Origin of the sequence: Gordonia aurantiaca (assembly GCF_039939235.1) — a bacterium.
Classification (GTDB): Bacteria; Actinomycetota; Actinomycetes; order Mycobacteriales; family Mycobacteriaceae; genus Gordonia.
Genome location: NZ_JBDUUF010000010.1, coordinates 33,341 through 51,990 on the forward strand (window position 1 = coordinate 33,341; position 18,650 = coordinate 51,990).

Below are 18,650 nucleotides of genomic sequence, written 5' to 3' on the forward strand. Positions count from 1 at the left end.
CGGCACGCGAACCCACTGGGGCGGACCGTCCAGGTGTCACAGCCTGGCGGAAAACACCAGGCAGGCGTGTGTTCGGTGGGCAACAGACCGTGTGCGTCGGGTCGGAAATCCGCCGTACATAAGTTCCAGGTCAAGGAGACTACGAGTGATTCAGCAGGAATCTCGCCTGCGAGTCGCCGACAACACCGGAGCCAAGGAAATCTTGTGCATCCGCGTGCTCGGCGGTTCCTCGCGGCGCTACGCCGGCATTGGCGACGTCATCGTCGCCACTGTCAAGGACGCCATCCCCGGCGGCAACGTCAAGAAGGGCGAGGTCGTCAAGGCGGTCGTCGTGCGCACCACCAAGGAGCGCCGTCGTCCGGACGGAAGCTACATCCGTTTCGACGAGAACGCCGCCGTCATCCTCAAGGGTGAGAGCGACCCCCGCGGCACCCGCATCTTCGGCCCGGTCGGCCGTGAGCTGCGCGAGAAGAAGTTCATGAAGATCGTGTCGCTGGCTCCGGAGGTGATCTGACATGAAGGTGCACAAGGGTGACACCGTGATCGTCATCTCGGGCAAGGACAAGGGCGCCAAGGGCAAGGTCATCCAGGCCTTCCCGAAGACCCAGAAGGTCCTCGTCGAGGGCGTCAACCGAATCAAGAAGCACACCGCCGCGTCGGCCAACGAGCGCGGTGCCTCCTCCGGCGGCATCGTGATCCAGGAAGCGCCGATCCACGTGTCGAACGTGATGGTCGTCGATTCCGACGGAAACCCGACCCGCATCGGCTACCGCGTCGACCCGGAGACCGGCAAGAAGGTCCGGATCTCGCGCAAGAGCGGGAAGGACATCTGACATGACTTCTACCGAGACCAAGGTCCAGCCGCGTCTGAAGACTCGCTACCGCGAGGAGATCAAGGACCAGCTGAACAAGGAATTCAACTACTCGAACGTGATGCTGATCCCCGGCGTCGTGAAGGTCGTCGTGAACATGGGCGTCGGCGACGCCGCCCGTGACGCGAAGCTGATCAACGGCGCCGTCGAGGACCTGGCCAAGATCACCGGCCAGCGCCCCGAGATCCGTCGCGCTCGCAAGTCCATCGCGCAGTTCAAGCTGCGTGAGGGCATGCCGATCGGCGCCCGCGCCACCCTCCGTGGCGACCGCATGTGGGAGTTCCTGGACCGACTCGTGTCCATCGCCCTCCCGCGTATCCGCGACTTCCGCGGTCTGAGCGACCAGCAGTTCGACGGCAACGGCAACTACACGTTCGGCCTGAACGAGCAGTCGATGTTCCACGAGATCAACATCGACAACATCGACCGCCCGCGCGGTATGGACATCACCGTCGTGACGTCGGCCCGCACGGACGAGGAAGGCCGTGCGCTGCTCCGCGCCCTCGGCTTCCCGTTCAAGGACAACAACGTTAAGGACAACTGACATGGCAAAGAAGGCTCTGGTCAACAAGGCCGCCAAGAAGCCCAAGTTCGCCGTGCGGGCCTACACCCGGTGCAACAAGTGCGGTCGTCCGCACTCGGTGTTCCGCAAGTTCGGCCTGTGCCGCATCTGCCTGCGCGAGATGGCTCACGCGGGCGAGCTGCCGGGCGTCCAGAAGTCCAGCTGGTGACTTCGCGCTCGTGAATCCATAGCGCGAGGTCACGGCTGACGCGACGTCGGGCTATAGACCTCGAACGGCCCCGCCTCCTGTCGGAGGTGGGGTCGTTTCGTCGTTTCCGGGGCGTCGGAACAGGTCGGGCGCGTCAGAACAAGAAGTTGAGGATCGGCCTCAGAACGGAGGTCACGGGCTCGGCCGCGGGGGGAAACACGACCCCGACAGCACTTCCGAAGATGTCGGTGACCTCGTCGATCACTTCTTCCCGGTTGCCCTCCTGGATCGCGGACAGCAACTGTATGGCGTTGATTCCGACGCCGACGAGATGAACGAACCGACCCACGTAGGGCAGACGACCGGCAATGGTCTCGAATGCCTCCCAGCTCTGTTCGTCTATTCCGCCCCAGGGGCCGCCCCCTCCGCCGTTTCCCGAACCGGGGTCGTCGTCGCCGGGTTGTCCGTCGCCGGGTTGTTCGTCGCCGGGTTGTTCGTCGCCGGGTTGTTCGTCGCCGGGTTGTTCGTCGCCGGGTTGTCCGTCTCCGGGTCCCTGGTCTCCGGGGTCTTCGTCGCCGGGCTGTTCGTCGCCCGGGCCTTCGTCACCGGTGCCGTCCGATGGTTCGATGGGAACGAAGGTTCCCTCGTAGAAGTAGAGTTCCACGGCCTCTTGACCATCCGGCACCGTGATCGACTCCCCGGGACGTAGCAGGACAGCCCGATGGGCGGTGGGATAGATGGGCATCAGCGTCACGGGATCATAGGTCGGCAGGTCGTAGAGAACGACCACCGTCTCGAGGGGTGCGGAACAGCACGCGCCGGTCGTGTCGCCCGGGAGAACCCCCCATCTCTCGACGGCGGTCAGGATGGTCCCTGCCGGGTATGAACAGCATTCCTGGGAGTAGTAGCCCGCTGCCGACAAGTACGGCGTGTACGGCGCCGGGACGGAGACGACCTCGGTCTGCGGTCCTTGCTGCAGATCGAGGACGCCGAGAGCCGGGGTCGCACCCGCCGGCGCGAGACCGGTCGAACGGATGTCCGTCGGTGGGGCGGGCTCTCTCCGTCCCTCGGCCGAAACTGCGGAGCCGAACCGACGGACCCACCACAGAAGCGTCCACGGGGCGGGGTGGACGACGTTCGTGGCTCCTCCACTGAGCAGTGGCAGCCCCAGGAAGGCCAGAAATCCGGAGACGGCATGTGCACGGATCGGGCCTGCTGATGCGGTCGCCGAGGTGGTCGCATCGGGTGGAGCTGTGAAGTTCGGTGCAGATCTGCTGTCGGCGCCCGTCGAGAGGTCTGGCGACGGGGAGACGGCCGGTGCCGCGACCTCATGCAATTCGGTCAGCAGGGTCTCGGGCGTCGAGGTGCGCCGATTCTCTTCGTGATCGCTGTCGGTCTCCTGCTGCTCGATATCTGGCGTCGCGGCACCACGATCGACCGCGCTCGGGGCAGGGGCGCCCGGAGGATCGACGGCGGGATGGCCGGCCGGCGGCAAGGGCGCTGGGGCAGCGGGTGCGGACAGCTCGGGGGCCTGGGGGTTCTCTGGGTACCCCGGCTCGCCGTCCGGGGGGTCGGGCGCTCCCGTGGCGTCGGGCGAGGTGGCGTCCGGCGAGATGGTCGGGGGCTCGATCGTGTCGATACCCACGGCGCCCGCGTCGTCGGATGCGTCGTGGCCGGTGTCGGTGCTGCTTTCGTCCGGGGCGTCGTTGTCGCCGGGGTCCGAACGCTGCTCTCCCATCCCGCTGTCGTTGTCCGTCTGGACATCGTGCGTCTCGGTTGCGGAGGAGTTCTCGCTCGTGGAGGACGAGTCGGGAGTCCCCGACGGTTCTGCCACAGCCGGGTCGCCGCTACCGGCGTAGAGGACGAGGCCGACCGCCGCTGCGGCCGCCACGGTGCGAATGCGTGTAGGCGAGATGTGCATCTTGTCCCCCTCGACAGCCGATGTGGCCGGATGGCTCGTTGACATCGGGAGTCCGATCTCGGGGGGAGTCAACCGGTTTCGAGGAACCGTACGCCGGACACATCGGCGGTGATCGTCGTTCCCGCCGAAGTCACCCGATCGGACTATCGCGGTCGAGTCGTGGCCGGGTTTCCCGGATTCTGTGTCATTTCGATTCGAGACCACGAAAGATGCTGCGCTGCAACCTGGTCAGACCGCGCTCCTCGACCGTGCTCGACGATCGACAGCGGTGCCGCATGGGCAGCTCTCGACCGGGTGTCACCGCTCGACGGCCCACTTCTCGATCATTTCGGGGATGCGTGCGAACGACTCGTTGAGTCGGCGCTGGTAGATGCGCAGTGCGGCCAGGTCGGCCATCGTGCCGAAATCACCGCCGAACCCCCGTGATTCGAAGAGGAAGGTCATGCATACGCCGGCGGCGGTCCCCTCCAGGGAGAGATGCGCGCGGAACCCGAAGGCGGCCTCGATGGTCTGGAACCCGGCGTCCTTGTAGATGTCGACTCGGGTGAACTCGCCTGTCCACTCGAGGATTCGGCCGAGGATCGCGGTCCTGCCCCGCCAGATCGCCCCGATCCTCGGCGGTCCGTCGGAGAGCGGCGTGATCTCGACATCGCCGGGCAGATGGGCGGCGAGGTTTCCGGGAGCGGTGCGTACGCCCATACGGTCTCGACGGGTTGCCCGACGGTCGCGGATGCGCTGGCTTCGAGCATGAATGCACCTGAGCGGGTGTCGAAGGCGTGCGAACTCCCCGCGCCGCGGTTGCGGTGCGGGCAGGTGTGGCGTGCGGTCACGGTGTTGCACCGACGACGATACGCCCGACGATCGGCGATGACCACGGGACAAAACGGTCAGTTGCTTTGCCTGACAAAGGAACTCGTGATAGAGGTCATGCCTGCCCCGCGGCCGCGGCGGTCGAACGTGTCGGGGTGTGCTTCAATCCAGCGACTGAAGCGCAGGGGAGTGGCTGACCGGCACGGTCACCGACAGGACCGTCGACGCGCCGTTCGCGTCGGAGACGAGCACGGTGAAGTTGTGCGTCGTCGGCCCGTCGGGGCCCGCGGCGACGGCACGTTCCTCGGGGGTCGGGGTGAAGACGAACGTCCCGGTGACCGGATCGAGTTGGACCTGGGCGTCGGTGGTGAGAAATCCCAGCGCGCTCTCGTCGGGTGCCCCGTCGTCGAGGGTGCCCGTCACGGTGCCCGTCGTGGGGTCGACGCCGACGACGTGCGGGATGACGTCGAAGACCTTGGTCGGGGACGCGTGTCCGGATCGGTGTCGACGGGCGCCGAGGACCCGAATCGTGGCGGAACCGTCGTCGTGGGTGACGACGGCCAGGTTGTCCTCCGCGGAGATGGCCGGCCCGCGCAGCGAGTGCCCGGGGAATTCGGCGGCCACCGCGGCCCGGCCGTCGGGGCCGAACGAGACGACGGTGCTGTTCGGCCGGCGCGTCGACCGGTCGAACCGGGTCAGCGTCACGAACGAGGTCCCGTCGTCGGCGATCGTCGGCTCGCCTGCGGGTTCGCCGGCCACCGCGGGCGAGGCGACCACGGTGGCGTCCGGCCGGATGACGGCGAACGAGGTGAGCGCGTCGCCGGTGGTCTCGTCGGTGGTCAACACGGGCATCGCGATGTCACCGAACCGGTTGAACTGCACCGAGATCGGGGTTCCGTCGAAGCCGGTCGCGATCGCCGTGCGACCGTCGGCGCGGACGACGGTGACGGTGGACGTGTCGCGGCCGTCGGCGGTCATCGTGGTGGCGACGACGAACACGTCGCCGAGCCGGTTGGTGTGTACCTCGGCGAGACCGACGGTCGAGGTGACCGGACGCGCGGTTCCGTCCGGGCCGATGGTGACGACGATGGTCTCGTCGGTCAGCGGGTCGGTCAGCGCGGCGAAGAGTGCGTCGCCGGGGCCGATCGCGGACGAACCGGTGACCATCCCGGGGAAGTCCACCACCGAGCGACGGCCGTCCGCGGCGAGGGTGGTGATGTGCGCGGCGCCCGCGGACTCCGACAGGACGTGGTCCACGTGCTCGCCGGACACCACCGAGGTCACGCGGCCGGGCAGTGCGTCGTGGGTGACGGTCGTGCCGTCGGCGCGATGGGCCGTGAGGGCACTGTGGGGCCGGGGGGCGTCGTCGACGTGGGTGACGAAGTAGGTCGCGACCTCGCGGTGGTCCCACAGGATGCCGCCCTCCGGGACCTCGGGGTCCGCCGTCGGGACCAGGTCGCCGGAGGGGAGCCTGTGCAGGATCGTCGGCCTGGTTCCCACGACCGCGACGCGAACATCGCCGGTGCCCGTCACGAGGAGATGGCCGTCCCCGCCGGGGACCGGGGACGAGACGGTCTCACCGGTTGGTGCGACCGAGGTCAGATGGGTCGTGCCAAGGCCGGTCGGATCCTCGTCGAACGTCAGGAGGTATCCGGTTCCGTCGGGGCCGAACTGCAATCCGCCCCGAGGACGCCCCGGGAGCCGCGCCGTGGTGCGCGCGGAGCCGGACGCGTCGACCGAGGTGATGCGCACCGTGGACCTCAGGTCCTCGCCGACGATCTCGTCGAGTTGCGTCACCTGGTGGGCGCGTCCGTCGGGTCCGAGGACCACACCGTGGACACCCTGCGCCGGTTCGCCGGGGATCGGGACGATGGTCGCCGACGTGGCGTCGGGTGCCACGACCGTGAGGAAGGTGCGGTCGCCGTCGTGGGTGGTCACGAACCAGGTCCCGGCGGGGCCGGCGACGATGTCGTCGATCTGCCGTCCGGGGACGGTGACCTGTCCGGCCGAGTACGGGCTGTCGACCGCGAGCCCGAGGCGGACCGACGTGCCGTACGGTCCACCGGCCCGGAGGAAAAGCGGGTCGAACCGGGCCGATTCGGAGGCGTCGTCGGCGGACGCGGCCACGCGCGCCCGAAGGCATGGGGAGTAGGTGTAGCCGCCGGTGAGCGGGTCGACCGTGCAGATCCCGCCGAGTTCGGTGCGATAGGTGGTGTCGCCGACCGCGGTCAGGCCGACAGGCGTCGCAGGCAGCGGATTGCCGTCGGGATCCCGGAACGTGACCGCGCCGCTGAGGACACCGGCCGGGAGCGCGGCGAACGACGGCACGGGTTCCGGCGATGGGGTGCGGTCCTCACTCGCGCTGATCGTGCCCGTGTCGCCTGTGGCGCGCGGATCGTCGAGGAGGAGTCCGTGGGTGGGCGCGGAGGGAGGCGCGGCGATGCTCACGGGCGCGACGGTGCCGAAGCGGCGGACCCACCAGACCAGGGTCCACGGTGCGGGGCTGACCGCCCCGGTGGTCCCGCTGCCGAGGACGTTGAAGCCGAGGAACGCCAGCAGGCCGATGGCGCCGGTGCGCTTGGGATGTGGTCCCAGGGCGACGACGGTTGGCGTCGATGTGTTCGCGCTGATTCTCGGGGTGACATTCGGCGGGCTGTCCGGCATGAGGGCGGCCATCACCGCGGCATCCGGGTGACCGGGCTCCGACCCGGGGACCGACGCCGTGTCCGGGCTCCCGGCGGCGTCGCCGGGGGACTCGTGCGCCTCGACATCGTGGGTCGCGTCCTCGGTCGGTCGGCGTGCGGGCTTGTCCTCCGTGGGGGTGTTCGGTGCGGGCCGGGTCTCGGTGTCACCGGGCTGGGGATCGGTGGCCACCTCGGCGGCGGCGGGCGATTCGCCGACGGCCGGTTCCGACGCCGAGGGTGCGCTGGTGTCACCGGGAGAGCTGTCGGGCGCGCCGGAGCTCGTCGACCCGAAGTCGGTGGAAGCGGGGGACTGGTCGGTGTCGCCCGGCTGCGGGCCGATCTCGTAGGTGTCGTCGCCCCGGGTGTTGCCGCCCGGCGTCGGATCGGTCTCGGCGTGGGTGCCCCCGCTGTCGTTGCCCCCGGAGTCGGTGTCCCCGGAGTCGGTGCCCCCGGAGTCGGTGTCCCCGGAGGCTCCTTCGCCGTCGTCGCTCGCAACACCCGCGGAACCTTCGTGGTCGGGACGGGTGTCCCGCGGGGTGTCGGCGGACTGCCCGCCGGAGGAATTGGAGGCATCCGAGTTGGACGGGCCGCCGGAGTCGCCGGGGTCGGCCGAGACCGGGGTGTTGGCGCCGCAGAAGACGACCAGCCCGACGCCCACCACTGCGGCGAGAGCGCGCAGGCGGTGTGATCGCTTGTGGGTTGTTGTCATTCTTCGCTGGCCTTCGGTCACCGAACGTCACGAGTCGACGAGTCCGGGCGCAGGGCTCGCCTGAGGGGGTCGACGTCGTCGACTCCTCGGACGAAATGGTGCGTGCTCGCCGTGCTCCCACGCAGAACCCGCACTCGCCGGCTTCGGGGCTGGGACCGAGTGCATCGCTTTTCCGTCGAGAACCTCCTGTGACTCAAGAGGCACCGCTTTCACGGCGACGGACTCGCCTGAACTGACGGTAGCGGCTGATCGTGTCAATGGCGATTGGATCGGCGAATGAATTTTCTCGACTGCTTCGTACTCGTGACGAGGCGGCGTGGTGAACAAAGATCGCGCAACATATACGATTCTGTTTTCTGTTGTCGCGCAACATATCAGGTAGTCGGGAAGACGCTTCTGCGATATGTGTATCGCCTACCGCGGCGTGACGGGAAAGCGGCCCGATGTCACAAATCGTCCGTCCGGACTACAGTCCCTTTTGTCCGTATTGCTCCGATGTTGTCAGCGGGTCGCCGCCCAGTCCTCAACGAGCCGCGGCAGCTTCCGGGCACTGGCCGACAGGGCGCGCTGGAAGGCGCGGATCGCGATCGCGTCGGCCACCCGTCCGATGGGGCCGCCGACGCCGTCGTTGTGGATGCGATAGGTCAGGCGGACGCCGTCGGTGTGCTCGGCGAAGGTGGCCCGGATGCGGAACCCGAACGGCGAGTCGGTGGAGCTGAACTCGGTGGCCGAGCCGGCGTCGACGCGGGTGAACCGGCCGACCCAGTCCATCGTGCGGCCGAGCGCCTTGATCTCGCCGCGCCAGACGGTCCCGACCGTGACCGGCCCGTCGGACACCGGCGAGATCGCGACGACTCCGGGCGTGAGTGCCGCGACGTGCTCCGGCACCAGGCAGTACTCCCACACGGTCTCGGCGGGCTGTTTGATGATGACGGTGGCGGAGGCTTCGGGCATCGTCGAACTCCTGCGGGTTGACGTCAGGTCCCGACGGTAACCCGCCCACCGGGATTTCGTAGCGAAAGTTGGGGTATAGCGCCGATTTTCGCTACGGAACGCGCGCCGTCACCGCCCGAGGAACCCGCCCAGCATCCCGCCGACGCCGGCGTCGCCACCGCCGCCGGTGCCTCCGATGAACCCGCCCGGCGGCAACTCCGACGGCTGCACGACGACGAAACCCTGCCCGGAGAAGGCGAGGGTGAAGCGCTCGCCGGTGCTGCGGCCGATGAGGGTGCCCAGGTTGAACGAGTCGTTCGTCTTGATCGAGGTGCGCAGGCTCGACGACCACGCGACGGCGGCCTGTGGGTCGGCATGGGTGGCGGAGTCGACGTTGAGGACCACCGGTGTGCCGTCGGTGGTGATCGCGATACGGCCACGGCCGGTGAACACGCAGTTGAACATGCCCGCGTTGCCCATCGCGCCGGCCCCCTGGACGCGTTTGATGTCGTAGCTCAGGGTCGGGTCGAAGGCGAGGACGTTCGCGCCGTTGATCGTGAGACCGTCGCTGCCGTCGAGGTCGATCAGGTGGACCTCCGACGCGGCGTTGGCGAGGAACAGGTCACCGCGGCCGCTGACCTTCATCAGCGGGACGCCTTCACCGGTCATCGCCTGCCGCATCATCCGGCCGAAGCCGCCCGAGCCGAGCGCCTCGAAGCGAAGGTCGCCCTGATAGGCCACCATCGACCCGGCGCGGGCCATGACCTCGCCGTTGAGTCCGACGCGGCACATCTTGCTGCCCTGCTTCTGGATGCCCACACCGTTGACCTCGGCATGGTCGGGGGCGAAGAGATCGGAGTGCATGAGGGCTCCCGCGGGTTGGGTCGTGACCGGAGGTCGGGGTGGCGTGACGGGCGGTTGGGGTGTGGCCGGCCGGGGTGGCGAAACCGGTGGCGGTGTGGCCGGCTGGGTCGGCGACATCGGTGGAGGCGTCCCCGGTGGTGTCGGTGTGACCGCAGGCGTGTGTGACAGTGGCGCAGGGACGTTCGTGGGCGGCCAGGGCTGCGGGTCGGTGACCCGCGGGGGGTGGCCGGGTGCAGGCGCCGGAGTCGGGTAGTCCTCGACCTCGATCCCGAACGCGGTGACCAGACCGGTGAGCCCGGAGTCGTAGCCCTGCCCGACGGCGCGCACCTTCCAGATGTCGTTGCGGCGGTAGATCTCCATGCAGACCACCGCGGCCTCGCTGGTGAGGTTCGTCGGCGTGAAGGTCAGCTCCTCGCCGCCCCCGTCGAGGGTCGCGGTGATGGAGCCCGCGGTGGCGAACGTCGTCGGGCCGGTGCCGTCGAGGCTCGCCGCGACGACGACCGTGCTGATCTCGCGGGGCAGCGCCGCGGTGTCGATGGTGACGATGTCGACGGTGCCCTGCGACCGGTAGGCGACACCGGGACCGGTGGGCTGGTTGTAGAAGATCAGGTCGGCGTCGGAGCGGACGCGACCGGTGTCGGTGAGCAGGATCGCCGAGGTGTTGACCGGCGACGCCGAGCGCACCGAAACCGTCACGGCCGACGACGGCAGCGGGCGGTTCTCTCCGGCGGACAGGGAAATCACGGGTCCATTCTGCCAAGTGTCGTGCGGAGGTGCGTCGGCGCGCACCTGCGGCAAGCGGGGTCGGCGGCTCGTGACCCGATTCCGGAGGTGCGGCGACCCGCCGACGCCTCCGCGGGTCCTCGGCCGGACGTCCGGCCCGGGAGCGGCAAGCGGGCTACAGGACCGTCCGAGGAGATCTACTGTGCGTGAAATCGCCTGATATGACGGCGATCTGTCGCGTGAGGCGATGTGGTGGGACCGTCGCGACGCACGGGCCGTGGGGTCTCCGGAGATGACGGTCGGCACCTCGCTCTCGAGACCGAGCGGCAGGCAGTCGACGTGTCGCATCACCGATGTTCGACAGGTGGTCGTCGTGCACGCGACCGGACCGCGACGGACCTGCCGTGCCGGTCCCGACGACGGGTCACGAATCCCGTAACGGCCGTCGGGTACAACCGAGGACTGGTTGCTGATCGCGTGAGCGACCAGCTGGCGATGCGCCGATCATCACCAGATCACCCACCTACGCCAAGAAGTTCACACGCGGCGGATCCGGTGCCACGAAGGCGACGAACCGAGTCCCCGGCGACGACGGTCGGGGATTCTCGTCAGACGCGGGCCGCACACGATTGTTGACAACTGCACAGTGTGAAAGACGGGTTCGCGCATATCGATTCCGTCCCCCGTTCGCTGCCACTCCGGTGATCGGGGGGGAGGAAGAGATGTGCGGGAACCCGTCATGTCGGCCACGTCGGTCATCCGGTGGTCGAGCGGCCGAAAAATCAGTGGCGCTCGAAGTCATGGACGGCGCACCATGTTCGACGACATGAGGAACCGCGGACGGATGTCGGTGAAGACATCCACGGAGCGCGGGTATCTGTTCTGGCACAACGTATTTCATGACGACCTGGGTGGCCATGAGTGAGGAGGCCATGATGACCGCGGTGACACTGGCGATCCTGGGTGGCCTCGCACTGCTCACGATCGTGGTCCGGACATTCGTGGTGGTGGCCCGCGATGGTGGGCGACGGGTCGGATACCGGGCGGCGTACGACACTCGACGTCCCGAACTCTGAGCCGGCGGGCGTCGCGGCAGGGCGTGACTTGCACGCCGGCTGACGGCGACCGGTCGACGGCGCCGGACGCCGCCGGGCGACGAAGGTGGCGCATGCGTCGTCGGCGGTGGCGGGCGTCGGCACGGTCATCATGAGTGGCGCTCGCACGTCCGCGGTGGCGGGTGCTGATGAGGTCGGCCGTGGTCGGGGGCCATGGCGGTGCGCTGTGACCGTGCGCTGTGACCGTGCGCTTGCCGGCGCGGTGGGCGATGGCGGGCAGTGATCCGGACGGCCGTGAGGGGCACGGACCCCGGCTGACGGTCGGTCCTGACGCGTCCGCCGTGACGGTCGCTGACGCGGCCGGCGGAGGCAAGCACTGCCATGTCCGACCGCCGCGAGGCACGACGCGACGAGGTGACCGGCCGGGCGCGCTGCCGGTGGGGTGACGAGTGCGGGCCCGGCCAGCTCACGTGCCCTGGATCCGGGATCGTCGGTCCCGGTGTCGACGGGTCGACGTTTCGGTCACCGGAGCGCGAGCCGACCGTATCGGATTGTCAGACCCGCGTGGTGTCATGGCCGCACCCTTCGAACAAAGGAGCGATCAATGTCAGACCACGCTGCCGCGATCCGAGGTCTGCCCCGGTGGCATCCCAACCCCGTCATCCGCTCGACCATCGAGACAATCCGCCGTTGCGGCTGGCAGGTGACCTCCGTCGGCGAAGGGACAGTCGACTCGTCGGCCGGCGCCGAGGCCGGTTCCGCCGAATGTGGCCACTCCTATACGGCGGGGCTGTCGCTGCACTCCATCCCGGAACTCGCGATCTACGGACTCGACGCCACCCTCGCCCGGCGGGTACTGGATGAACTGGGGGAACTCCTGCATCGGGAGGACTGGCGCGGCCTCGTCGCCGGCGGCGTGCCGGTCCGCCTCCGGTCGATCCCGGTGCCGGTGCGGCTCATCGAGCAGGTGGACAAGGACGAACTGGTCCTCGCCAACCTGCTGTTCCCGGACTACCCGACCCTCCAGGTGGTCTGGCCCGACGACCACGGCCGCTACCCGTGGGATGCCGACTACGTCCTGCTCCCGATGCACCAGCCGGTCAAGGGCTTCCCGGACCTCGCGGCGCATGCGGGGCGTCAGGCGCACGTCGTGACCGTCGAGTCGGGGCCGGAACGCTGCCGACCGCGGCGAGGACGGCGGATCACCGGTCACTGATCTGTTGGTCGATGTCGCACGCGACTTCGATTCGGCTCGGCGACCTCGCCCGATGACGCCGAGCCGGAACCGTGCCGCGTGCGACCTCATTTCGATTGCGGGGTCGGGGAGTTCGGCGTCGGCGGCCCGTCGGGCCCCGTCGCTGTCGCTCCTCGTGTGGCGGGGGAGTGCAGGCCCGTCTCTGTCCCTCGCAAAGGCCGCGTCGATGGAGTGCGCGGTTGCGCATCCCGCCTGTCGGGCGTGTCCCAGTCGCTCCCTCGAGGAGGGCCTTTGTCGTCGCTGATCTGAGGTCGCCGAGGTCCACCGACCACCCGGAACCGAGATGGTCAACCGATCCAGTCGCCGAATCCCCGGTCGCGCGGCCCCGGGTTTGGTTAGCGTGCGGGCATGCCCAAGACGATCGTCGCCCTGACACGGTTACCGGATGCCGGCGACGTTCTCGACGCGTTGTCGAGCGCGAAGTTCCTCGACGTGTGCCGACGCTCCGGGGCGGAGCGTGTGCAGGTCAACATCTCCGACGACCCGGTCGCCGGCGCGATGCGCATCAGCGAGCTCGACCCGCCGATCGAAGCGGTCGTGACCCTGCACAGCGATGACGACGACCCCGCGTCGAACATCCGCCCCGTCCTCGACGCGGTCGAAGCGATTGCCGGCGTGGTGGGCGCCTGGGCGGTCACCGAGCGCACTCCGCTCGACCCGAACGTTCCCGCCGACGGCAGCCGCGCCGACGCCCTGTCGAACATCGCCTTCCTCCGGCGTCCGGCGGAACTGGACAGAGAGGAATGGCTGCGCATCTGGCTCGATGAGCACACCACCGTGGCCATCGAGACCCAGGCGACCTTCGGCTACCACCAGAACATCGTCGAGCGGGCGCTCACACCGGGCACCCCGCAGGTGGATGCGATCGTGGAGGAGCTGTTTCCGGTGGCGGCCGTCGACGACATCCATGCCTTCTACGGCAGTGGGGGAGACCAGGCCGAACTCGAACGCCGGATGACCCGGATGCTCGCGAGCGTGGGACGCTTCGGCGCCGATCGCAACCTCGACGTCGTGCCCACCTCGCGGTACGACTTCGCGCTTCGCTGAGGGCTTCGCGCTTCGCTGAGGGCTCCGTGAAGCGCCCCGGCGATCGGCCGAGCGGGGGCGATTTGGGTCTGAGCAGCAGATTCCCTACACTAGAGCGGTTGCCTGTGCACCTCAGGTGCCTGGGACACAACTGAATAGTCTCCGGTGCCGGCGAAAAGCCAAGGGCATCGGCGGCGAGAACCTTCAGAAACTATCCACTTCGTGGAAGGCCCACCGCAGGTCAGAGGAATTTTCCCGCTGATCGGCGCTGCATGGGAACCGCCATGAGAAAGGTTGACGGTCAACCATGACCATGACTGACCCGATCGCAGACTTCTTGACGCGTCTGCGCAACGCCAATTCGGCGTACCACGACGAGGTCACACTCCCGTCGTCGAAGATCAAGGTGAACATCGCCGAGATCCTCAAGCGCGAGGGCTACATCACCGACTACCGCGTCGAGGACGCGGAGGTCGGCAAGAACCTCGTCGTCACCCTGAAGTACGGCCCCAGCCGTGAGCGCTCCATCGCCGGACTGCGCCGCGTGTCGAAGCCGGGTCTCCGGGTTTATGCAAAGTCCACCAACCTGCCCAAGGTGCTGGGCGGCCTCGGCGTGGCCATCATCTCCACGTCTTCGGGTCTGCTCACCGACCGCCAGGCAGCCAACCAGGGCGTGGGCGGCGAAGTCCTCGCCTACGTCTGGTAGGGGAGGGAATACGACATGTCGCGTATCGGTAAGAACCCCATCGAGATCCCGGCCGGCGTCGACGTCACCGTCGACGGCCAGCACGTCACCGTCAAGGGCCCCAAGGGTGAGCTGTCGCTCACCGTTTCCGAGCCCATCAAGGTGGCCAAGGAAGACAACTCCATCGTCGTCACACGCCCCGACGACGAGCGCCGCAGCCGCGCGCTGCACGGCCTGAGCCGCTCGCTGATCAACAACCTGGTCATCGGCGTCACGCAGGGCTACACCACGAAGATGGAGATCTTCGGTGTCGGCTACCGCGTCCAGGCAAAGGGCAAGGACCTCGAGTTCTCCCTCGGTTACAGCCATCCCGTGCCGATCGAGGCCCCCGAAGGCATCACCTTCGCCGTGGAGTCCCCGACCAAGTTCTCGGTCTCGGGTATCGACAAGCAGAAAGTCGGCCAGATCTCGGCGAACATCCGCCGCCTGCGTCGTCCGGACCCCTACAAGGGCAAGGGCATTCGCTACGAGGGTGAGCAGATCCGTCGCAAGGTCGGAAAGACGGGTAAGTAAGCCATGAGTGACACAGCTACCAAGACCAGCCGCAAGCCCCTCGGCAAGGACGTGTCGACGCGTCGCCGCAAGGCGACCGCCAACCGTCACTTCCGTCTCCGCAAGAAGGTCAGCGGAACCCCGGCTCGTCCGCGTCTCGCGGTCAAGCGCAGCTCGCGCCACATCCACGTCCAGCTCATCGACGACCTGGCCGGCCACACCCTGGCCGCCGCCTCGTCGATCGAGGCAGACGTGCGTGCCGCAGGTGGGGACAAGACCGCCCAGGCCCGCAAGGTCGGTGAACTGATCGCCAAGCGTGCGCAGGCCGCCGGCATCGAGGCCGTCGTGTTCGACCGTGGTGGCAAGGACTACCACGGCCGTATCGCCGCGCTCGCCGACGCCGCCCGCGAGGGAGGCCTGAAGTTCTGATGACCATCTTCACCAGCTACACCCAAACGACCGGAGGGAACCTCTGATGCCCGGACGTCAGCGTGACGGCGGAAACGGACCCGCCGGCGACAACAACCAGAACAACGCAGGTGGCGGCAACGAGCGCCGCGGCGGCCGTGACCGTCGCGACCGCGGTGGCCGCGACCAGGACCGCAACCAGCTCGAGCGCGTCGTGACGATCAACCGCGTCTCGAAGGTGGTCAAGGGTGGACGTCGTTTCTCGTTCACCGCTCTCGTGGTGGTCGGTGACGGCCAGGGCATGGTCGGCGTCGGCTACGGCAAGGCCAAGGAAGTCCCGGCTGCGATCCAGAAGGGCGTCGAAGAGGCTCGCAAGAACTTCTTCCGCGTGCCGCTGATCGGCGGCACCATCACCCACCCGGTTCAGGGTGAGGCCGCTGCCGGTGTGGTCATGCTCCGCCCGGCCAGCCCCGGTACCGGTGTGATCGCCGGTGGCGCGGTGCGTGCCGTGCTCGAGTGCGCGGGCGTCCGTGACGTCCTCGCCAAGAGCCTGGGCTCCGACAACGCCATCAATGTCGTACACGCAACCGTGACGGCACTCAAGATGTTGCAGCGTCCGGAAGAGGTCGCGGCCCGGCGCGGTCTGCCCCTCGAGGACGTTGCCCCGGCCGGTATGCTGCGCGCTCGCGCGGGACAGGGGGTCTGATCATGGCTCAGCTGAAGATCACTCAGGTCAAGGGCACCATCGGTACCAAGAAGAACCAGCGTGACAGCCTGCGGACCCTCGGTCTGAAGGGCATCCGCAAGTCGGTCACGCGCGAGGACACGCCGGTCAACCGCGGCCTGATCAACGCGGTCCGCCACCTCGTGACAGTCGAAGAGGTTTAAGCAATGACCATCAAACTCCACCACCTTCGCCCCGCTCCGGGCGCGAAGACCGACAAGACCCGCGTGGGTCGCGGTGAGGGGTCCAAGGGCAAGACCGCCGGTCGCGGTACCAAGGGCACCAAGGCACGCAAGAACGTGCCCGCCGGCTTCGAGGGCGGCCAGATGCCGATTCACATGCGGCTGCCGAAGCTCAAGGGCTTCACCAACCGCAACCGGGTCGAGTACCAGGTCGTCAACGTCGGCGACATCGAGCGTCTCTTCCCGCAGGGCGGCACCATCGGCGTCGAGGAGCTCGTCGCCGCGGGCGCTGTCCGCAAGAACAAGCTGGTGAAGGTGCTCGGCGACGGCGAGCTGACCGTGAAGGTCGACGTCACCGCCAACAAGTTCACCGCTTCCGCCAAGGAGAAGATCGCCGCTGCCGGAGGCAGCGTCACCGAACTCTGACGATGTGAAACCGCCGGTCGGGCGGCAGCAACTGCTGCCGCCCGACCGGGGCGTTTCGGCGTCGCTGTGGGGCGCCACTGTAGAGTTTCAGACGTTGTCTGCCGCACCCGCACGGGATCGCCGCATACCGAACACTGTCGATTGCCGAGCACACGGGGAAAAGGGTCAGGACCGACCCGGAACGTACGCCTCGCGTGGTCGTTACTAGGAGGAGTTAGTGCTTTCCCCCCTCTTCGCGGCCATACGGACGCCTGACCTGAGGAAGAAGATCCTCTTCGTCATCGGCATCATCGTCCTGTATCGCCTGGGCGCGACGGTTCCGTCGCCGGGTGTCGACTATCAGGCCGTTCGACAGTGTCTCGACGAGGTCTCGGCCGGCGAGTCGAGCTCCGTCTACTCGCTGATCAACCTGTTCTCCGGCGGCGCGCTCCTGCAGCTGTCGGTGTTCGCGATCGGCATCATGCCGTACATCACGGCCTCCATCATCGTCCAGCTGCTCACCGTGGTGATCCCGCGGTTCGAGCAGCTGCGCAAGGAAGGCCAGGCCGGCCAGGCCAAGATGACGCAGTACACGCGTTACCTGGCCGTCGCCCTGGCACTCCTGCAGTCCACCGGCATCGTCGCGCTCGCCGACCGCGGGCAGCTCCTCCCGCAGTCGTGCTCGACGAGTGATCAGGTCATCCACGACACCAGCATCTTCGGTCTGGCGATCATCGTGCTCGTCATGACCGCAGGCGCCTCGCTCGTCATGTGGTTCGGCGAGCTGATCACCGAGCGCGGCATCGGCAACGGCATGTCGCTGCTGATCTTCGCCGGTATCGCCGCCCGCATCCCGGCCGAGGGTCGCACCATCCTCAACACCCGCGGTGGTCTCGTCTTCGCCCTCGTCTGCGTCGCAGCGCTGCTCATCGTCGCCGGCGTGGTCTTCATCGAGCAGGGCCAGCGCCGCATCCCGGTCCAGTACGCCAAGCGGATGGTGGGCCGCAAGATGTACGGCGGCTCCTCGACCTACCTGCCGCTGAAGGTCAACCAGGCCGGCGTCATCCCGGTGATCTTCGCGTCGTCGCTGCTGTACCTGCCCCAGCTGATCGTCGAGCTCACGCGCAACCCCGACGGCACGCAGTCGACCTGGCAGGACTACGTCACGAAGTACCTGACCGATCCCAGCAACGGGGTCTACATCGCGGTGTACTTCCTGATGATCATCTTCTTCACGTACTTCTACGTGGCGGTCACCTTCAATCCGGAGGAACGCGCCGACGAGATGAAGAAGTATGGTGGCTTCATCCCGGGCATCCGACCGGGCGCCCCGACCGCGGAATACCTCGGGTACGTGCTGAGCCGCATCACCCTGCCCGGCTCGATCTACCTCGGTATCATCGCGGTGCTGCCGAACCTCTTCCTCGAGATCGGTAACAGCAGCAACATCCAGAACCTGCCATTTGGGGGCACGGCCGTGCTGATCATGGTCGGTGTGGGTCTGGACACGATGAAACAGATCAACAGTCAGTTGATGCAACGCAAGTACGAAGGATTCCTGAAGTGAGACTGGTTATTCTCGGCCCCCCCGGAGCAGGCAAAGGCACCCAGGCGGAGCTGCTCAGCGAAGCGCTCGGCATCCCGCACATCTCCACCGGCGACCTGTTCCGTGCCAACATCTCGCAGGGCACCCCGATCGGAATCGAGGCCAAGAAGTACCTCGACGCCGGCAACCTCGTCCCGTCGGAGATCACCGTCGACATGGTGCGCGCACGTGTCGGTGAGCCCGACGCCGCCAAGGGCTTCATCCTCGACGGTTTCCCGCGTTCGACCGAGCAGGCCGACGCGCTGAACGAGATCCTCGCGAACCTCGACGCCTCGCTCGACGCGGTGCTGTCGTTCGTCGTCGATACCGAGGTCGTGGTCGAGCGCATGCTCGCCCGCGGTCGCGCCGACGACACCGAAGAGGTCATCCGCAACCGCATGGACGTCTACAACAAGGAGACCGCACCTCTCCTCGAGTACTACGGCGACCAGGTCAAGACCATCGACGCGGTCGGCGACATCCAGGATGTCCACCAGCGCGTGCTGAGCGCCATCGGCGCCGGCGTCGCCTGATCCCGACGACGACA

20 protein-coding genes are annotated in these 18,650 nt (G+C 67.8%); 15 read left to right on the forward strand and 5 right to left on the reverse strand.

Annotation, left to right across the window (positions count from 1 at the left end):
- The first annotated feature begins 145 nt into the window (after nt 1–145).
- Genes rplN through ABFT43_RS18065 form a run of 4 tightly spaced genes read left to right on the forward strand, consistent with a single transcriptional unit; the run spans nt 146 to nt 1,603 of the window.
- Complete coding sequence (rplN, locus tag ABFT43_RS18050; protein ID WP_006901933.1) at nt 146–514, forward strand: 50S ribosomal protein L14; 369 nt, start codon at nt 146–148, stop codon at nt 512–514.
- 1 nt (nt 515) lies between these two features.
- Nucleotides 516–833 (forward strand): 50S ribosomal protein L24, encoded by a 318-nt coding sequence (gene rplX, locus ABFT43_RS18055; RefSeq protein WP_347961682.1) that lies wholly within the window; start codon nt 516–518, stop codon nt 831–833.
- Between the two features lies 1 nt (nt 834).
- On the forward strand, nt 835–1,416 hold the full coding sequence (gene rplE, locus ABFT43_RS18060; protein WP_347961683.1) for a 50S ribosomal protein L5: 582 nt from the start codon (nt 835–837) through the stop codon (nt 1,414–1,416).
- A 1-nt stretch (nt 1,417) separates the two neighbouring features.
- Nucleotides 1,418–1,603, forward strand: a complete 186-nt coding sequence (locus ABFT43_RS18065; protein ID WP_006901929.1) for a type Z 30S ribosomal protein S14 — start codon at nt 1,418–1,420, stop codon at nt 1,601–1,603.
- A 133-nt stretch (nt 1,604–1,736) separates the two neighbouring features.
- Here the strand turns inward: ABFT43_RS18065 and ABFT43_RS18070 are convergent, their stop codons facing one another.
- The 5 genes from ABFT43_RS18070 to ABFT43_RS18090 all read right to left on the reverse strand — a co-directional run bounded on the left by ABFT43_RS18070 (nt 1,737) and on the right by ABFT43_RS18090 (nt 10,247).
- Complete coding sequence (locus ABFT43_RS18070; protein ID WP_347961684.1) at nt 1,737–3,503, reverse strand: hypothetical protein; 1,767 nt, start codon at nt 3,501–3,503, stop codon at nt 1,737–1,739.
- Nucleotides 3,504–3,800: 297 nt separating this feature from the next.
- Nucleotides 3,801–4,202, reverse strand: coding sequence for an SRPBCC family protein (locus ABFT43_RS18075; RefSeq protein ID WP_347961685.1), 402 nt, complete (start codon nt 4,200–4,202; stop codon nt 3,801–3,803).
- A 273-nt stretch (nt 4,203–4,475) separates the two neighbouring features.
- Nucleotides 4,476–7,706, reverse strand: coding sequence for an RHS repeat domain-containing protein (locus ABFT43_RS18080; RefSeq protein ID WP_347961686.1), 3,231 nt, complete (start codon nt 7,704–7,706; stop codon nt 4,476–4,478).
- A 501-nt stretch (nt 7,707–8,207) separates the two neighbouring features.
- The gene (locus ABFT43_RS18085) at nt 8,208–8,660 is read right to left on the reverse strand and encodes an SRPBCC family protein (protein ID WP_347961687.1); all 453 of its coding nucleotides are present in this window, start codon (nt 8,658–8,660) and stop codon (nt 8,208–8,210) included.
- A 108-nt stretch (nt 8,661–8,768) separates the two neighbouring features.
- Nucleotides 8,769–10,247, reverse strand: coding sequence for an AIM24 family protein (locus ABFT43_RS18090; RefSeq protein ID WP_347961688.1), 1,479 nt, complete (start codon nt 10,245–10,247; stop codon nt 8,769–8,771).
- An 878-nt stretch (nt 10,248–11,125) separates the two neighbouring features.
- On the opposite strand from ABFT43_RS18090, the gene ABFT43_RS18095 reads away from it, so the two are divergent.
- The 11 genes from ABFT43_RS18095 (at nt 11,126) to ABFT43_RS18145 (ending at nt 18,636) form a co-directional block, all read left to right on the forward strand.
- A complete protein-coding gene (locus tag ABFT43_RS18095) occupies nt 11,126–11,302 on the forward strand; it encodes a hypothetical protein (protein WP_347961689.1) in 177 nt (58 codons plus the stop codon).
- A gap of 583 nt (nt 11,303–11,885) precedes the next feature.
- Complete coding sequence (locus ABFT43_RS18100) at nt 11,886–12,497, forward strand: DUF4262 domain-containing protein (RefSeq protein ID WP_347961690.1); 612 nt, start codon at nt 11,886–11,888, stop codon at nt 12,495–12,497.
- 387 nt (nt 12,498–12,884) lie between these two features.
- The gene (locus tag ABFT43_RS18105) at nt 12,885–13,583 is read left to right on the forward strand and encodes a hypothetical protein (RefSeq protein ID WP_347961691.1); all 699 of its coding nucleotides are present in this window, start codon (nt 12,885–12,887) and stop codon (nt 13,581–13,583) included.
- A 286-nt stretch (nt 13,584–13,869) separates the two neighbouring features.
- Nucleotides 13,870–14,268, forward strand: coding sequence for a 30S ribosomal protein S8 (rpsH, locus tag ABFT43_RS18110; RefSeq protein ID WP_006899635.1), 399 nt, complete (start codon nt 13,870–13,872; stop codon nt 14,266–14,268).
- Nucleotides 14,269–14,283: 15 nt separating this feature from the next.
- Entirely contained in the window at nt 14,284–14,820 is a 537-nt protein-coding gene (gene rplF / locus ABFT43_RS18115; protein ID WP_347961692.1) for a 50S ribosomal protein L6, read from the forward strand.
- Between the two features lie 3 nt (nt 14,821–14,823).
- Nucleotides 14,824–15,228 (forward strand): 50S ribosomal protein L18, encoded by a 405-nt coding sequence (rplR, locus tag ABFT43_RS18120; protein ID WP_347961693.1) that lies wholly within the window; start codon nt 14,824–14,826, stop codon nt 15,226–15,228.
- A 46-nt stretch (nt 15,229–15,274) separates the two neighbouring features.
- On the forward strand, nt 15,275–15,913 hold the full coding sequence (gene rpsE / locus ABFT43_RS18125; RefSeq protein ID WP_347961694.1) for a 30S ribosomal protein S5: 639 nt from the start codon (nt 15,275–15,277) through the stop codon (nt 15,911–15,913).
- A gap of 2 nt (nt 15,914–15,915) precedes the next feature.
- A complete protein-coding gene (gene rpmD, locus ABFT43_RS18130) occupies nt 15,916–16,095 on the forward strand; it encodes a 50S ribosomal protein L30 (protein WP_347961695.1) in 180 nt (59 codons plus the stop codon).
- 3 nt (nt 16,096–16,098) lie between these two features.
- The gene (gene rplO / locus ABFT43_RS18135) at nt 16,099–16,539 is read left to right on the forward strand and encodes a 50S ribosomal protein L15 (protein ID WP_347961696.1); all 441 of its coding nucleotides are present in this window, start codon (nt 16,099–16,101) and stop codon (nt 16,537–16,539) included.
- Nucleotides 16,540–16,756: 217 nt separating this feature from the next.
- Nucleotides 16,757–18,085 carry a preprotein translocase subunit SecY gene (gene secY, locus ABFT43_RS18140; RefSeq protein ID WP_347961697.1) on the forward strand — a complete coding sequence of 443 codons (1,329 nt, stop codon included), beginning with the start codon at nt 16,757–16,759 and terminating at the stop codon, nt 18,083–18,085.
- Nucleotides 18,082–18,636, forward strand: a complete 555-nt coding sequence (locus ABFT43_RS18145; RefSeq protein ID WP_347961698.1) for an adenylate kinase — start codon at nt 18,082–18,084, stop codon at nt 18,634–18,636. The genes secY and ABFT43_RS18145 overlap by 4 nt, the downstream gene beginning before the upstream one ends.
- Nucleotides 18,637–18,650: the final 14 nt, after the last annotated feature.

Coding starts and splice junctions, on each gene's coding strand:
- rplX (WP_347961682.1), top strand. CDS start 516: ATGAAGGTGCACAAGGGTGACACCGTGATCGTCATCTCGGGCAAGGAC.
- rplE (WP_347961683.1), top strand. CDS start 835: ATGACTTCTACCGAGACCAAGGTCCAGCCGCGTCTGAAGACTCGCTAC.
- ABFT43_RS18065 (WP_006901929.1), top strand. CDS start 1,418: ATGGCAAAGAAGGCTCTGGTCAACAAGGCCGCCAAGAAGCCCAAGTTC.
- ABFT43_RS18070 (WP_347961684.1), bottom strand. CDS start 3,503: ATGCACATCTCGCCTACACGCATTCGCACCGTGGCGGCCGCAGCGGCG.
- ABFT43_RS18075 (WP_347961685.1), bottom strand. CDS start 4,202: ATGGGCGTACGCACCGCTCCCGGAAACCTCGCCGCCCATCTGCCCGGC.
- ABFT43_RS18080 (WP_347961686.1), bottom strand. CDS start 7,706: ATGACAACAACCCACAAGCGATCACACCGCCTGCGCGCTCTCGCCGCA.
- ABFT43_RS18085 (WP_347961687.1), bottom strand. CDS start 8,660: ATGCCCGAAGCCTCCGCCACCGTCATCATCAAACAGCCCGCCGAGACC.
- ABFT43_RS18095 (WP_347961689.1), top strand. CDS start 11,126: ATGACGACCTGGGTGGCCATGAGTGAGGAGGCCATGATGACCGCGGTG.
- ABFT43_RS18100 (WP_347961690.1), top strand. CDS start 11,886: ATGTCAGACCACGCTGCCGCGATCCGAGGTCTGCCCCGGTGGCATCCC.
- ABFT43_RS18105 (WP_347961691.1), top strand. CDS start 12,885: ATGCCCAAGACGATCGTCGCCCTGACACGGTTACCGGATGCCGGCGAC.
- rpsH (WP_006899635.1), top strand. CDS start 13,870: ATGACCATGACTGACCCGATCGCAGACTTCTTGACGCGTCTGCGCAAC.
- rplF (WP_347961692.1), top strand. CDS start 14,284: ATGTCGCGTATCGGTAAGAACCCCATCGAGATCCCGGCCGGCGTCGAC.
- rplR (WP_347961693.1), top strand. CDS start 14,824: ATGAGTGACACAGCTACCAAGACCAGCCGCAAGCCCCTCGGCAAGGAC.
- rpsE (WP_347961694.1), top strand. CDS start 15,275: ATGCCCGGACGTCAGCGTGACGGCGGAAACGGACCCGCCGGCGACAAC.
- rpmD (WP_347961695.1), top strand. CDS start 15,916: ATGGCTCAGCTGAAGATCACTCAGGTCAAGGGCACCATCGGTACCAAG.
- rplO (WP_347961696.1), top strand. CDS start 16,099: ATGACCATCAAACTCCACCACCTTCGCCCCGCTCCGGGCGCGAAGACC.